This is a genomic window from Actinomadura sp. WMMB 499, from assembly GCF_008824145.1.
In the GTDB taxonomy this organism is placed as follows: Bacteria; Actinomycetota; Actinomycetes; order Streptosporangiales; family Streptosporangiaceae; genus Spirillospora.
The window spans coordinates 6,071,533-6,085,907 of record NZ_CP044407.1 but is presented as its reverse complement, the minus strand read 5'-3'; the positions used below and the strand labels follow the sequence as shown (position 1 = coordinate 6,085,907).

The following is a 14,375-nucleotide window of genomic DNA, read 5'->3' as shown; positions in this document are numbered from 1 at the left end:
CGTGACCGATGACGTGAATCCCCCCGAGATCATCCTGGTCGGCGGCGTGTCCGGCAGCGGCAAGACGACCGTCGGCACGCTGCTGGCCGAACGCCTCGGCTGGGACTACGCCGAAGCAGACGACTTCCACTCCCCCGAGAACATCGCCAAGATGCGCTCCGGGACCCCGCTCACCGACGCCGACCGCATGCCCTGGCTGCGCAAGATCGGCGCCTGGATGGACGAGCGGGTCCGCGCCGGCGAGCCGGGCGTCGTCACCTGCTCGGCCCTCAAGCGCTCCTACCGCGACATCCTGCTCGGCGGCCGCCCCGCCGCCCGGCTCGTCATGCTGGACGGCGACCGCGACACGATCGCCGCCCGGATGCGCGAACGCAAGGGGCACTTCTTCAAGCCCGGCCTGCTCGACAGCCAGTTCGCCGACTACGAGCGGCCCGACCCGGACGAGAACGTCCTCACCGTCCCCGTCGACGAGGCACCCGAGAAGATCGTCGAGCGGATCCGCGCGGACCTGCACCGCTGAGCGCCGGCGGCGCGGGGGTCAGTGGCGGCGCCGCGCCGCCCACTCGCGGATCTTCGCGATCCGCGCCCGGATCTCCTCCGCGCTCGCCTGCGCGACCGCCGGGCCGCCGCAGCTGCGCCGCAACTCGTTGTGGATCACGCCCTGCGGCTGCCCGGTCCGGTGGTTCCACGCGTTGACCAGGCCGTTCAGCTCCCGCCGCAGGGCGGCGATGTCCTCGGCGGCGGTACGGTCGGCGGCCCGGTCGGCGCGCGGGTCGCCGGTCTTCTGCCGCGACCCCGCGAGCTGCTCCGCCTGCCGCTTGCGCAGCAGCGCCGACACCTGGTCGGGCTCCAGCAGCCCCGGAATGCCGAGGTACTCCTCCTCCTCGGCCGACCCGGGCGTCGCGTGCATGCCGAACTCGCCGCCGTCGTACAGGACCCGGTCGAACGTCGCGGAGGCCTCGACCGTCTCGAACGGCAGCTCCTCCCCGACGTCCGGCGTGTCCTCCTTCTTGTTCGCCTCGGCGATCAGGTCGTCGTCCAGGCCGTCCTCGCGGACCGGGCGGTCGAGCACATGGTCGCGCTCCTCCTCCAGCTCCGCCGCGTGCCCCATCAGCGTCGGCACCGACGGCAGGAACACCGACGCCGTCTCGCCCCGCCTGCGCGCCCGGACGAACCGTCCGATCGCCTGCGCGAAGAACAGCGGCGTGCTGGTCGACGTCGCGTACACGCCCACCGCCAGGCGCGGGATGTCGACGCCCTCCGACACCATCCGCACCGCGACCATCCACCGGTCCTCGGTGTCGCCGAACTGCTTGATCTTCTTCGACGCCGACGGGTCGTCCGACAGCACGATCGTCGCGCCCTCGCCCGTCACCGCGCGCAGCATCTTCGCGTAGGCCCGCGCCGTCTCGTGGTCGGTCGCGATCACCAGGCCGCCCGCGTCCGGGATCGCCCGCCGCAGCTCGGTCAGCCGCCGGTCAGCGGCCGCGAGCACCTGCTTGATCCAGTCGCCCTTCGGGTCGAGCGCCGCCCGCCACGCCTGCGCCGTCTGGTCCTGCGTGAGCGGCTCCCCGAGCGTCGCGGTGATCTCGTCACCCGCCCGGGTGCGCCACCGCATCTCCCCCGCGTACGCCAGGAAGATCACCGGACGCACGACGCCGTCGGCCAGCGCGGGCCCGTACCCGTAGGTGTAGTCCGCGCGGCTCCGCCGGACACCGTCCGGCCCTTCCTCGTACTCGACGAACGGGATCGGGTTGATGTCCGTCCGGAACGGCGTCCCCGACAGCGACAGCCGCCGGGCCGCCGGCTCGAACGCCTCCCGCACCGCGTCGCCCCACGACAGGCCGTCCCCCGCGTGGTGCACCTCGTCGAAGATCACGAGCGTCTTGCGCGACTCCGTCCGGTTCCGGTGCAGCGCCGGGCGCGCCGCGACCGTCGCGTACGTCACCGCGACACCGTGGAAGTCCTTGCCGACGGGCCCGCTGCTGTTCTGCCACTCGGGATCGAGCTTGATCCCCACCCGCGCGGCCGACTCGGCCCACTGCCGCTTCAGGTGCTCGGTCGGGCACACGACCGTCACGGCCACGACGGCCCGCCGCTCCATCAGCTCCCGCGCCAGCCGCAGCGCGAACGTCGTCTTGCCCGCGCCGGGCGTCGCGACGGCCAGGAAGTCGCGGGGGCCGGGCTGCTGCCCGTCCGACCCGAAGTAGTTCTCCAGTGCCTGCTGCTGCCAGGCGCGCAGGGACGACGCCGTCCCCCAGGCGGCCCGTTCGGGGAACGCGGGGGGCATGCTCGGTGCGGCGAAGGTGCTCACGGTGATAGCAGGCTACATACCAACACCGACAGATCGCGCCCCGCGCCCCCGACCTGTGCCGCGATCCACACCGCGACCAGCCGACACGCCCGCCGCCGTCCCCGGCGTGTCCGGCGTGTCCGGGCCGCCCGCGCGGACGGGTCGTCCCGGAACGCCGGCGGGGAACGGCGGGGTCAGTCGTCCTTCTTGTCGCCGCCCGACTGCATGGATTCGTAGATCTCCTTGCACTCGGGGCAGACGGGGTACTTCTTCGGGTCGCGGTTCGGCACCCACACCTTGCCGCAGAGCGCGATCACCGGCGTGCCGCTCACCGCGCTCTCGGTGATCTTCGCCTTCTTCACGTAATGCGCGAACCGCTCGTGGTCGCCGTCACCGTGCGACAGATCCGGCCGTACGTCTGTCTGGGTGTCGCCATCGGGAAGGATCTTCGTGCTCACGTCAATCACCTTAATTCAGGGTCGGATCCTCAGGGTACGTGGCGACGAACGCCAGGTCGCCGCCTTGGCGGCGCAGGACGTCGGACCAGAGACGGTCGGGGTCGGGGGCGAACACGTCGCCCGCCTCCGCGGGCACCAGGTACCAGGCGCCCTCCTCGATCTCCGCGTGCAGCTGCCCCGCCGACCAGCCGGCGTACCCGGCGAACACCCGCAGCTGCAGGAGTTCGGCGGCCAGCAGGCCGGGCGGGGCCTCCAGGTCGACGAGGCCGACCCGGGAGACCTCGGCGCCGCCGTCGAGCGCGCGCCAGCCGAGCGGCTCGTCCTCGCCGGGGAGGCGCGCCAGGGCGAGCGCGTTGTCGAGCGCCACGGGCCCGCCCTGGAACACCACGGACGGTCCGGTGACGAGTTCGGCCCACGGCGGGAGCACGCGGTCCACCGGGACCTCGGTCGGCCGGTTGAGGACGACGCCGAGCGTGCCGCCGTCCGCGTCGTGCTCGACCAGCAGGACCACGCTGCGCCTGAAGTTGGGATCCTCCAGCTGAGGGGTCGCGACGAGCAGTAGTCCCACCCTGATGCCGTCTTCCATGGGTTCCATCATGCGGTGCGCCGGCCTCCGGCGGCACGTCCCCTCTCTCGTCGGTGTCCGCGGACGCGGTGTTCGTCCGGCAATGTCTCACCCCTCGGGCCGCCAGTAAGTCAAGCATTCCTGTCGACGGGGGCCGAGGGCACGCGTTAAGAATGAGTAAGCGACATCGGCCGCCCGCGCCCGCGGGCCCGGGGAGGACAGCGATGCAGTTGCCCAGGGTCGTCATCGCCGCCGTGTTCTTCGCGCTCGCGGCGTTCATCGCCATCCCTCCGCTGGTCGGGGACGACTCGGAGAACGCGACGCCCGCGTCGAACCAGACGACCTCGCCGTCGCCGTCGCCGTCCGGGTCCGGGTCGGGGTCCGGTGCGGGATCGGAGCCGGCGTCGCCGAGCCCGTCGCGGAGCGCGTCGCCCCGGCCGCCGGGTTCGGGGAACGCGGCGCTGACGGCGGAGATCGGGTCGGTGGCGTGCCCGGAGCGGACGGTGCCGGTGCGGGTACGCAACACCGGGGGCAAGCCCGCCGACTTCAGCGTCGAGAAGAACGACGACACGGCGGCGATCCCCGGACGGCTCGCGGCGGGCGAGTCGCGGACCGTGGACGTCGAGGTGCGCGAGGACCGCCGCACGCGGGTGCGGGTCGCGTGGGCGAACGACCGGATCGCGTCCGAGACCGTCGAGGCGAACTGCACCGGTGCGGGCTCGCCCGGCGACGACCCGTCCGAGCTGCCCTACACCGGCCAGGACGACGGGGTGCTGTGGGCGCGCGGCGCCACCGCCTTCGCCGCCCTGGTCACCGGGCTGATCATCTTCTGGTACGGGGGCGTGTGGCCGCGCCGCAAGGAGAAGATGCTGCGGAAGTAGGCGCCCCGCCGGGCGTCCCGGCCGGGCGTCACGCCTCGGTGCGGGGGCGGCCGCCGGCCGCCTCGCGGACGGCGCCCGCGACGCGGGAGCTCACGTCCGGGTGGAACACGCTCGGGATGATGTAGTTCGGGCCGATCTCCTCCGGGGTGACCACCTCGCTGAGCGCGGCGGCGGCCGCGGCGAGCATGTCGAGGGTGACGCCGTCGGCCTGGGCGTCGAGGAGGCCGCGGAACACGCCGGGGAACGCGAGGACGTTGTTGATCTGGTTCGGGTAGTCGCTGCGGCCGGTGGCGACGACGGCGGCGTGCTCGCGGGCCTCGTCCGGGGAGACCTCGGGCTCGGGGTTGGCGAGGGCGAAGACGATCGCGTCGTCGTTCATGGTCGCGACGTCGTCGCCGGTCAGGATGCCGGGGGCGGAGACGCCGATGAAAACGTCGGCGTCCTTGACGGCGCCGCGCAGGTCGCCCGCGTAGCCGTCGGAGTTCGTGTGGTCGGCGATCCAGCGGAGCGAGTCGTCCAGGTCGTCGCGGCCCCCGTGGACGGCGCCGCGGTAGTCGCAGACGATCAGGTCGCGGGCGCCCGCGTGCATCAGCAGCTTGAGGATCGCGCTGCCCGCGGCCCCGGCGCCCGCCATCGTGATGCGGACGGACGACAGGTCCTTGCCGACGACGCGGAGCGCGTTCGTCAGGGCGGCGAGGACGCAGATCGCGGTGCCGTGCTGGTCGTCGTGGAAGACGGGGATGTCGAGGAGCTCGCGGAGGCGGGCCTCGACCTCGAAGCAGCGGGGGGCGGAGATGTCCTCGAGGTTGATGCCGCCGAACGCGGGGGCGAGGATCTGGACGGTCCGGACGATCTCGTCGGTGTCCTGCGTGTCGAGGCAGATCGGCCACGCGTCGATCCCGGCGAACCGCTTGAACAGGGCGGCCTTGCCCTCCATGACGGGCAGCGCGGCCTCGGGGCCGATGTTGCCGAGGCCGAGGACGGCGGAGCCGTCGGTGACGACGGCGACGCTGTTGCGTTTGATCGTCAGCCGCCGGACGTCCTCGGGGTTGCGGGCGATCGCCAGGGAGACGCGCGCGACGCCGGGCGTGTAGGCCATCGAGAGCTCGTCGCGGTTGCGCAGCGGCACCTTCGACGACATCTCGATCTTGCCGCCGAGGTGCATCAGGAACGTGCGGTCGCTGACCTTGTGGATCTTGATGGCGTCGAGCTGCTCGAGCGCCCCGGCGATCGCTTCGGCGTGCTGGGTGTCGCGGGTCGCGATCGTCACGTCGATGCGGAGCGTCTCGTGCCCAGCGGTGTTCACGTCGAGGGCCGTGACGATGCCGCCGGCGTTCTCCACCACGTGGGTGATCTGGCTTACCGCCCTGCCTCCGGCCGGAACCTCCAGCCGGACCGTGATGGAGTAGGAAACGCTCGGCACGCTCGCCACGACAACTGCTCCCTCTGTACCCGAGTACGTCCGTGTCCCGGACGTGCCCGCGGTCGGCGCGGCACGCCGGGGCCGTGCCCGGACGGCCCAGCGTGCTCAGATCGTGCCCGCCGCGGCGACGACGAGGTCGACGGCGGCGGGCACGGGCAGCCTCGTGGTGTCGATCACGAGGTGGTAGAGCCGCGGATCGGCGGGATCGGCCCCGTAGAAGTGCTTCACGTAGGCCGTTCGGGCGCGGTCGTTGTCCACGAGCATACGCTCCACATCGCGGTAGAGCGTCCCGCTCGGCGCACTCGCGTCCCTGTTCGGGGGCATCTCGGCCGCCGCCCGGACCATCCTGCGCTCGCGCGGCCCGTCGAGCCGGACGTGCAGCGCGTCCGGCCGGTCGGCCAGGACGAGCGCGCCCGCGCGGCCGAGCACGACGCAGCCGGTGTCGGCGGCGCGGCGGATCACGTCCTCGGTGCGGGCCTTGAACTCCTCGGGCGGGACGAGGTCGCGGTTCGGGATGACGTCCATGCCGCCCAGCGCGACGACCGGCAGCCGCGCGGCCCCGGCGAGGATCCGGCCGAGGCCGCTCTCGGCCCGCCCGTCGTGGGTGCGCGCCTCCTCCAGGGTGCAGCCGATCTCGCTCGCGACGACCTCGGGAATCGCGCGGTCGACGAACGGCAGCCGGAGGCGTTCCGCGACGGCGGGGCCGACGAGCCCGCCCGCCGCGCCGAAGGCGGCGGAGATGGTCACGATACGTACGGCCATGCACGGTTCATGCCCGTTCCGCACACTCGTCACCGTCCCCGCACCGCCGGAACGGAAGGCCCGCAGCACCGACAGGCGCGCAGCCGACAGGCGGCCGGCGGCGCGCCGCCGGCCGCGGTCACGCGCCCGTCAGAACAGGGCCGACTGCAGCGAGCGGCGCGCCTTGCCCACGCGGGGGTCGTCCGGCGGGAGCAGGTCGAACAGCGACAGCAGGTGCTTGCGCGCCGCGTCGCGGTCGTCGCCCGCGCTCGCCCGCACGGCGGCGATGAGCCGCGCGAACGCCTCGTCGACGCGTCCGGACATCATCTCCACGTCGGCCGCGCCGATCTGGGCGGGCACGTCCCCGGGCTTCTCCTGCCCCTCCCGGAGGGCGCGCTCGGGGTCGAGGGCCTGGACGCGCAGGCTCAGCTCGACGAGCCCGAGCCCCTGCTTGGCCTGCGGGTCGCGCGGGTTCTGCGCCAGCAGCCGCTCGAACGCCGCCTTGGCCGCGTCGAGGTCGCCGCGCTGCAGGGCGCTCTCGGCCTCGGCGTAGACCGGATCGACCTGCGGCTGGGCGGGCTGCTCCGCGCCCGGCTCGGCCGCCTCGCCCTCCGGCGCGTCCGGGAGGATGCCCTCCTTGCGCAGCACGTCGAAGAGCTGGTCGATGGCCTGGCGCACCTGCGCCTCGGGCGCGGCGCCGTTCAGGAACGGCAGCAGCTGCCCGGCGACGACCGCCGCGACGAACGGGATGCCCTGCACGCCCATCTGCTGCATGTACGCGGCGAGCTGCGGGTTGGCGTCGATGTCGACCTTGGCGAGCACCCATGTCCCGGCCGCCTCTTCGGCGAGCTTCTCCAGGATGGGCCCGAGCTGCTTGCAGGGCCCGCACCACTCGGCCCAGAAGTCGACGAGGACGGGCACGCTCTGCGAGCGCTCCACGACGTCGGTGTTGAACGTCTCGTCCGTCACGTCGACGACGTACTGGCCGCCGGGCGCGCCCGCGGGCGCGGAGCCGCCGCCCGCCTGCGCCTGCGCCCGGCGTTCCTGCTGCTTCCTGGTGGCCGCCTGGCGGGCACCCAGATCGATGGCCCCGTGCAACGAAAAGTCCCGAGAAGGCATGGCTCCATCCTGCCCCATCCCCGCACCACCTGTGCGCCCGTACGCTCCCAGCGGAGTGCGGGGCGGGGGAAGAGGCGGCGAGATCGGCCGGTTCAGCCCAGCCGCTGCCCGTACACGCGGTCGATGGTCATGGTCATGAGCACCCGCCGGTCGGACACCATGACCGACCGGTACTCGGCCCAGTCCGGGTGCTCTCCGGCGGCGCGCCGGTAGTAGTCGACGAGCGCGTCGACCTCCGGCCCGTCCGGGTCGGTGCCCGGCCCGGTGAGGGTCACCGGGCCCTCGGCGGTGGCCCACGCCCGGCCGTCGGACGAGGTGACCTCCAGCGCGGCCCGCGGGTCGCGGCGCAGGTTCGCCGTCTTGGCGCGCCCCTCGGTCATCGAGACGAGGAGGACGCCGGCGTCCTCGTCGTAGTACGGGGTGACGGGCGACAGCTGCGGGCCGCCGTCGGACTTGATCGTCGCGAGGACCCCGAGCCGGGTCTCGGCGAGCAGGGCGCGCGGGTCGAACTGCGTGGTGGTCATGGTCATCCTTCCGAGGGCTTGCGGAACTGCTCGATCAGCGCCGCGTAACCGTCGCCGCCCCGCCCGGCGGCGACGGCCCGTTCGGCCGGCGCCGCGATGAGCGCGGGCGGCGCGGCGTCGACGCCGAGGGCCTCGCTCTCGGCGACGAGGTGCCGCATCGTGGTCAGGTGGGTGTCGATGGTGGCGTCCAGTGGCGGGTACTCCCCGTCGTCGATCTGCCGCGCGTAGTCGGCGACCCAGCCGGCGGTGGTCTCGATGCCCGCCTTCGCCAGCGGGGCGAACGCGGCGGCGTCCACGCCCGCCGCGCCGAGCAGGGCCGCGCCGTGCAGGAAACCGTTCAGCACGTGCCACATCACGCTCAGGACGGCCATCTCGTTCAGCGACGCCAGGCCGTGCTCGTCGCCGAGGTGCGACGTTCCCGTGCCGAGGCTCCGCAAAACCGGTTCGTGCCGGTCGAAGACCGCCCTGGGGCCGCTGTAGACGAGCAGGGCGTCCGCGGTCCCGATCGTCTCGGGGACGGCCATGATCGCGCCGCCGAGGTAGGCGGCGCCGTGCCGGGCGAGCGCGGCGGCGGTCTCCCGGGCCTCGCCGGACGTCCCGGAGCTCAGGTTCGCCACGGTGCGGCCGTCGAGGGCGCCGCCGACCGGGTCGAGGACCGCGCGGACGGACGCGTGGTCGGAGAGGCACACGACCACGAGCGGGGCCGCGGCGACGGCTTCGGCGGGGGACGCGGCGAGGGTCGCGCCCTCGGCGACGAGGGGGCCGGCCTTCGCGGCCGTGCGGTTCCAGACGGTGGTCGGATGCCCGTCGCGCAGGAACGCGGCGGCCAGGGCGCGCCCCATCATCCCCAGGCCGAGGACGGTCACGGGCGTGCGGGTACGGGAGCGGCCGGGGTCGGTGCCGGCCGGCGTCGCCACTCGGGACGAATCGGTGTTCATGGCAGAATCCTGAACGTTCATACCGATATGAAGGTCAAGGGGCGAGCGGGATGCTGATCGGGGAGCTGAGCAGGAGGACCGGGGTCAACGCGCACCAGCTGCGCTACTACGAGGCCCAGGGGCTGCTCGAAGCCGGGCGGGGCGCGAACGGCTACCGCGAGTACGCCGACGGCGCCGTGGTGACCGTGACCCAGATCCGGAGGCTGCTCGAGGCCGGGCTGTCGACGAAAGAGATCGAGTACCTGCTGCCCTGCGCGACGGGTTCGGGCCCCGAACTGGAACCCTGCCCGGAACTCGTGGAGGCTCTGCGCGCGCGCCTGCGCAAGCTGGACGAGTGCATCGAGTCGGTCGTCCAGTCCCGGACGGTTCTGAGCGACCTCATCGACGACGCCGAGCGCCGCATGCCGGACGTCTATCCGGAGTGCGGCGCGACCGATCCGGAACCGGCGATCGCCTGATCAGCGGACGGACCGCGACTCGGCCTCCGAAATGCCTTTTGGCGGGCATATGCCGATTGTCCAGAAATCTAGATTTGTTCTAGGTCACGCGGCAAGGCAAAGGATCGAGCGGTCCCGCAGTAAAGGCAAAAAGATTGCTGACAGCCATCGCCAAGCCCGGTTATAGTCGCGATGTCGATGCATCGTTCCGCGGCAAAAGAGCTCCGGACGCCCTGGACACCGGTTCCGCCGGCGCCGGGAGCCGGGCGGGCGCCGCGTGGTGACGGGGGAGGCCACCGGCGCGCCAGTCACGGCCGCAGCGAGCGCATGGCGAACAACGGGGGGAAACAGTGATCGCGGAGTATTCCGCGATCGTGGCCCGAGGAATGGGTGTCCGCCGCGGGGGGCGGTGGCTCCTGCGCCCGGTGACCTTCGGCCTTGCCGAAGGCGTGGTCGGCCTTGCCGGTCCACCTGGTGTCGGTAAATCCACTCTGCTGGCCACGTTCGCGACCTTGCGCCGGCCGAACGCCGGCGCGCTGCACGTTCTCGGAAAGGACATTTCGAACGGTACGGAACTGCGCGCCGCGCGGGCCCGGATCGGCTACCTGCCGTCCCGGTTCGCCCGCGCCGAGCACATGACCGCGGGCGAGTTCGTCGAGTACGCGGCGTACTTCAAGCGGACGAGCGCGGCCGCCGCGCGCGCCATCGTCAAGCGGCTCGACCTCACCGAGGCCGCCGGGACCGAACTCGCCCTGCTGCCGCCGGACGTCCGGCTGCGCGCGGGCCTCGCCGCGGCGTGCGTCCACGAACCCGACCTGGTGCTGCTCGACGACCCGTTCGGCGACCTGTGCGCGGCCGCCGAGCCGTGGCCGGGCGGCGGCGCGGCCGGCTCCGGGGACGCCGCCGCGACGATCGCCGAGCTGATCCCGGTGCTGCGCGCCCTCGCCCCGACCGTGGTGATCACCGCGGAGGGCTGCGACCTGCTCACCGGCTGGTGCGACCGCCTGTTCACGCTGTCGCGCGGCAAACTCACCGAGCAGCCCACCCGCTCGGCCACGACCCGCCGGGGCCGCTCCGCCGCCGACCGCCGATGGCCCGACGCGGCCGGCGGACCGGACGCGGTGCCCGGCGATCACCGGCGCGGCGAAGGTCCGGTGCCGCGCCGGTGGCTGTGGCCGGTCCGTCCATGGTCCTCAGCGCCCTGGACGGGCCGGCCCCGGCGCATCGGCCGGCGGCCGCCGCTGCCCGCGCTGCCGCAGCCGGCCCGGCCGCGGGCCCGGCGGACGCCCGCGCGGAGCGCCGCCGGTGTCTGACCTCGGTCGGGTGCTCCGGCTGGACGCCCGCCGCACGGCCCTGCTCGTCGCGGTGCCGCTGCTCACCGTCGTCGGCACCGCCGCCGCCGCGCTGTCGCTGTGCCCGCCGCACGCGTACTGGGACAACTCCGTCGTCGCTCTGGTCAACGCGGTGCGGCTGCTCGGCCCGGTCGCCGCCGCGCTCGCCGCGTGGGCGGCCGTCCGGGAACGCCCCCTGGACTACCTGCGCAACCTCACCGCCCGCTCCCCCGCCACCGGCGTGCTGTTCGACCTGCTGCTGCTGTCGGCCGCCGCGCTCGTCGCGTACGCGGCGGTCACGACCGTGATCGTCGCCGTCACCCTGCTGCACGGCGGGACCGGACGGTCCCACCCGCTGGGGTTCGCGGCCGGCGCGGGCGCGCTCGTCCTGCACGTCGTGGCCGGATACCTGGCCGGACGGGTCGTGCCGCACCGGGCGACGGCACCGCTCGTCCTCGCCGCCACGGGGCTGTGGTCGGCCCTGCGCGTGCCCGGGATGTCCTGGTGGAGCCTGCTGCCCCCGGCCGCGCTGAACCAGGTCGCGCTCTTCACCACGCTGCGCCCGCAGGTGCTCGCCGACCAGGTCGTGTGGGCGGTCGGCGCGACGGCCGCGCTGATCCTCGGGTACGTGCTGTGGGCGACGCGGCGCGCGCTGGTCGGCGTCCCGCTCGCCGCGGCCCTCGCCGCCGCCGCGGCCGCGACCGTCGGGCTGCACGGCACCTCGGGCGGCACGGTCGCGCCCGTCCGCACCGACCAGGTCTGCCGCGAGTGGCCGCTGACCGTGTGCGTGCATCCGGCGCTGCGCGACGCGCTGCCCGCGCTGACGGCCGCGGTCATCCCCCTCGCCGCGCGGCTGGACGGGACGCCCGGCGCGTTCACCCGCGTGGAGCAGCGCCCGACCTGGGCCCCCGGCGGGGTGCGGGACGGCGTCGCGGGCGTCCACCTGGACGCCGCGCTGCCGCCGGGGTTCGAGGAGCGGGCCGTCCGGCGGATCCGGGACGGCCTGCGCGACCCGCGCGCGTGCCCGGTCCCCGCCGGCTACGGGGCGCTGGTGGACGCCTGGCTGACCGGCGACCCGCCGCCCGCGATCGGCGACGCCCGCACCGCCCGCGCGTTCGGCTCGTGGAGCGAGGAGCGGCGCCGCGCCTGGCTGCGGCGGAACTTCGCCGACTACCGGACGTGCACGCTCGGCCCGAACGACTTCCGCGCCGCGACGGGCGCCCACCCGTCCGTCCCGTCCGGTGCGGGGAACGTTCCAGGCAGGGAGAACGGGTCGGGCGCGGCGATCGCCCCGGGGGCAGGGAACGTTCCAGGTTCCCCGCGGTGAAGGCCGGGGCCGCCCGACCGGGCCGCGGCACGACGATGCGCCGTCCCCCGCGTGGGCGGGGAACGGCGCGCGGGGTTCCCCTGCGCGGCCGCGACGGGACCCCCAGCCCGGCGCGACCGCGCAGGAGCCTAGGCCCGGCCCGCCGGTTCGGCGACCGGCGCGGGCTTGGTCCAGTGGCGCTCGACGAAGAACGGGGCGACGGGCAGCACCGCGGCGCCCAGCGCGAGGATCGTCCGCGTCATGTTCCAGCCGAGCTGCTGACGCACGATCACCGCCGCCCCGACGTAGGCGATGAACAGGACACCGTGGATCGGGCCCACCAGCGACACCGCGGCCGGCAGGTCCGCCATGTACTTCAGCGGCATGGCGACGAGCAGCAGCACCAGGAACGAGACCGCCTCCGCGATGGAGACGACCCGGAAAGCACGAACGATGTCCACGTCCGGTCAACGCCCCTCACGCGCCGGAGGTTTCAGCCGGGGGTATGGCGCTGATCACATCGCCCGGCAAGCAAGAAGTGGCGTGAGCGATCGGTTCTGCTGGGCATGCCGGGTGTATGTCGAGCGGAAAATCGAATACCGGCACCCCCACCCGATCCCTCCGTCCCCTCCTGTTCCTGCGCGGCCCCGTCCTGCTGGTCGTGGTGACGGCGGTCGTCGTGGTGGTGGGCCTGCAACTCCTGCGCGGCGTGGGGCTGCCCGACTGGGCGAACCCCTTCGCGACGGAGACGAAGGACCGCAGCGGGCCCGTGCTGCTGAAGTCGATCCAGGACCTGCGCCGCTACGAGGCCGCCAGCGGATCGTTCCAGGTGATCGTCGACCTGGAGCAGGACGCGAAGTTCCTCCCGGGTTCGCTGCGCGGCGAGCGCACCCTGTTCGTCGGCAACGGCAGCGTGGGCGCCTACGTCGACTTCTCCAAGCTCGGCTCGGGCGCGATCAAGGTGAACGCGGACCGGACGGCCGCGACGATCACGCTGCCGCCCGCGCAGTTGGAGAAGACGAACCTGGACACCGAGAACAGCTACGTCCACGCCACCGAACGCGGCCTGTTCGACCGGTTCGGCGACTTCTTCAGCAGCAACCCGAACGACCAGCAGCAGCTCTACGTCCTGGCGAGCAAGAAGATCCAGGACGCCGCCGCGAAGAGCGGGCTCCGCGAACGCGCCGACGCCAACACGAAGTCGATGCTGACGAACATGCTGAAGGCCCTCGGGTTCCGGTCCGTCAAGTTCGCCACCCCGGCCCAGTGAGGAACTCTCAGTGCTCACGGCCCTGGATTCGACCCTGTAACCGAAATTGTCAACAACCGGCATGCACCCACGTTACGAAGCGGTACGCCAATCACGGCAGAGGCCGCCTCGACGGGGCACCCGCACACGGCCAAGGCTTCGCCAAGTCTCCGGGCGCCTGGTGTCAGGCGCGGGACGCCACGCCCCGCTCGCCCGCCCCGGCGGGCGACCACGGGGCGATCACGCCGCACGGAGTCTCGGCCGGGCCGGCCACCAGCGCGAACCGGCCCGCCTCGCCGTCGGCCGGCGGCACCTGGAGCCGGGCGCCGGACTCGACGGCGGTGCGCGCCACCGCGTCGCAGTCGACGACCCGCACGTAGGGCAGCCACTGCGCGTCCCGGCCGGCCGGCCAGCGCTCGTCCGTCCGGACCAGGTCCGCGACCGGCCGCCCGCCGTCCAGTTCCCACCAGCCGTGCACGGGCGAGCGCTCGACCGCGCGCCACCCGAAAACCTCGCCGTAGAAGCGGCGGGCCCGCCCGAGGTCGCGGACCGCCAGTTCCACCCGCCACACCGTGCCCGGCTCGTCCACCATGGTCGGGCCCTGCGAGACGCCCTCCCGCGAAGCCCAGACGGCGAACGCCGCGCCCTCCGGGTCGGCGTAGATGCCGAAGCGGCCGATGGTGGACGCGCTCGTGGCCGGCAGAAGCTCCATCCCCCCGGCGGCGAGGACGGCGCGCGCCGTGGCGTCCACGTCCGCGCCGTGGAAGAAGGGCGTCCAGGCGGGGGGCGTCGCCTCGTCGGCCAGGGCCTGCATCCCGGCCACCCCCAGCACGTCCCCGGGCCGGAGCGTGAAGACCTCGTAGTCGCCGAACAGATCGGACGCGATCGTGAACGACGCCCAGCCGAACAGCGTCCCGAAGAACCGCTTGCACGCCTCGGGGGCCGGGCTGCCCAGGTCGAACCAGGTCGCCGTGCCGATCTCGTAGGTCGCCGCCTCCGGCATCGCACCCCCCGACGTCCGATGTCCCTACGTTACGGACAGGTACGCCAACCACGGCAGAGCCGATCGCCAGGGCCTCCCCAAGAGGTCACAAAGCGGGCCGCCCGCGC

Annotated in this window: 16 protein-coding genes; 6 read left to right on the top strand and 10 right to left on the bottom strand. The window is 73.7% G+C overall.

Annotation, left to right across the window (positions count from 1 at the left end):
* Position 1: 1 nt before the first annotated feature.
* Complete coding sequence (locus F7P10_RS27465) at positions 2-520, top strand: gluconokinase (protein ID WP_151013554.1); 519 nt, start codon at positions 2-4, stop codon at positions 518-520.
* 18 nt (positions 521-538) lie between these two features.
* On the opposite strand, the gene F7P10_RS27460 is transcribed toward F7P10_RS27465, so the two are convergent.
* From F7P10_RS27460 to F7P10_RS27450, 3 genes are all read right to left on the bottom strand, one after another.
* A complete protein-coding gene (locus F7P10_RS27460; protein ID WP_151018317.1) occupies positions 539-2,290 on the bottom strand; it encodes a DEAD/DEAH box helicase in 1,752 nt (583 codons plus the stop codon).
* Positions 2,291-2,487: 197 nt separating this feature from the next.
* The gene (locus tag F7P10_RS27455; RefSeq protein ID WP_176611677.1) at positions 2,488-2,751 is read right to left on the bottom strand and encodes a DUF3039 domain-containing protein; all 264 of its coding nucleotides are present in this window, start codon (positions 2,749-2,751) and stop codon (positions 2,488-2,490) included.
* A 10-nt stretch (positions 2,752-2,761) separates the two neighbouring features.
* On the bottom strand, positions 2,762-3,337 hold the full coding sequence (locus F7P10_RS27450; RefSeq protein ID WP_151013549.1) for a YqgE/AlgH family protein: 576 nt from the start codon (positions 3,335-3,337) through the stop codon (positions 2,762-2,764).
* Between the two features lie 203 nt (positions 3,338-3,540).
* Between F7P10_RS27450 and F7P10_RS27445 the strand changes: the two genes are divergently transcribed.
* On the top strand, positions 3,541-4,197 hold the full coding sequence (locus tag F7P10_RS27445) for a hypothetical protein (protein WP_151013546.1): 657 nt from the start codon (positions 3,541-3,543) through the stop codon (positions 4,195-4,197).
* 28 nt (positions 4,198-4,225) lie between these two features.
* On the opposite strand, the gene F7P10_RS27440 is transcribed toward F7P10_RS27445, so the two are convergent.
* From F7P10_RS27440 to F7P10_RS27420, 5 genes are all read right to left on the bottom strand, one after another.
* The gene (locus tag F7P10_RS27440; RefSeq protein WP_151013544.1) at positions 4,226-5,629 is read right to left on the bottom strand and encodes an NAD-dependent malic enzyme; all 1,404 of its coding nucleotides are present in this window, start codon (positions 5,627-5,629) and stop codon (positions 4,226-4,228) included.
* Between the two features lie 96 nt (positions 5,630-5,725).
* Entirely contained in the window at positions 5,726-6,382 is a 657-nt protein-coding gene (locus F7P10_RS27435) for an AAA family ATPase (protein ID WP_151013542.1), read from the bottom strand.
* 129 nt (positions 6,383-6,511) lie between these two features.
* Entirely contained in the window at positions 6,512-7,459 is a 948-nt protein-coding gene (locus F7P10_RS27430; protein ID WP_151013540.1) for a tetratricopeptide repeat protein, read from the bottom strand.
* A 113-nt stretch (positions 7,460-7,572) separates the two neighbouring features.
* The gene (locus F7P10_RS27425; protein WP_151013538.1) at positions 7,573-8,004 is read right to left on the bottom strand and encodes a PPOX class F420-dependent oxidoreductase; all 432 of its coding nucleotides are present in this window, start codon (positions 8,002-8,004) and stop codon (positions 7,573-7,575) included.
* Between the two features lie 2 nt (positions 8,005-8,006).
* Positions 8,007-8,942, bottom strand: a complete 936-nt coding sequence (locus F7P10_RS27420) for an NAD(P)-dependent oxidoreductase (RefSeq protein WP_151013536.1) — start codon at positions 8,940-8,942, stop codon at positions 8,007-8,009.
* A gap of 50 nt (positions 8,943-8,992) precedes the next feature.
* Here F7P10_RS27420 and F7P10_RS27415 point away from each other — a divergent pair, with 50 nt between their 5' ends.
* The 3 genes from F7P10_RS27415 (at position 8,993) to F7P10_RS27405 (ending at position 12,037) form a co-directional block, all read left to right on the top strand.
* Positions 8,993-9,400, top strand: coding sequence for a MerR family transcriptional regulator (locus F7P10_RS27415; RefSeq protein WP_151013534.1), 408 nt, complete (start codon positions 8,993-8,995; stop codon positions 9,398-9,400).
* 365 nt (positions 9,401-9,765) lie between these two features.
* The gene (locus F7P10_RS27410; protein ID WP_254716806.1) at positions 9,766-10,692 is read left to right on the top strand and encodes an ATP-binding cassette domain-containing protein; all 927 of its coding nucleotides are present in this window, start codon (positions 9,766-9,768) and stop codon (positions 10,690-10,692) included.
* On the top strand, positions 10,685-12,037 hold the full coding sequence (locus tag F7P10_RS27405) for a hypothetical protein (protein ID WP_151013530.1): 1,353 nt from the start codon (positions 10,685-10,687) through the stop codon (positions 12,035-12,037). The genes F7P10_RS27410 and F7P10_RS27405 overlap by 8 nt, the downstream gene beginning before the upstream one ends.
* A gap of 128 nt (positions 12,038-12,165) precedes the next feature.
* Here F7P10_RS27405 and F7P10_RS27400 read toward each other — a convergent pair whose 3' ends face one another.
* Positions 12,166-12,477, bottom strand: a complete 312-nt coding sequence (locus F7P10_RS27400; RefSeq protein ID WP_151013528.1) for a DUF3817 domain-containing protein — start codon at positions 12,475-12,477, stop codon at positions 12,166-12,168.
* Positions 12,478-12,593: 116 nt separating this feature from the next.
* On the opposite strand from F7P10_RS27400, the gene F7P10_RS27395 reads away from it, so the two are divergent.
* Positions 12,594-13,286, top strand: a complete 693-nt coding sequence (locus F7P10_RS27395) for a DUF4230 domain-containing protein (RefSeq protein ID WP_151013526.1) — start codon at positions 12,594-12,596, stop codon at positions 13,284-13,286.
* Between the two features lie 163 nt (positions 13,287-13,449).
* Here F7P10_RS27395 and F7P10_RS27390 read toward each other — a convergent pair whose 3' ends face one another.
* Positions 13,450-14,268 carry a VOC family protein gene (locus tag F7P10_RS27390; RefSeq protein WP_151013524.1) on the bottom strand — a complete coding sequence of 273 codons (819 nt, stop codon included), beginning with the start codon at positions 14,266-14,268 and terminating at the stop codon, positions 13,450-13,452.
* Positions 14,269-14,375 lie beyond the last annotated feature (107 nt).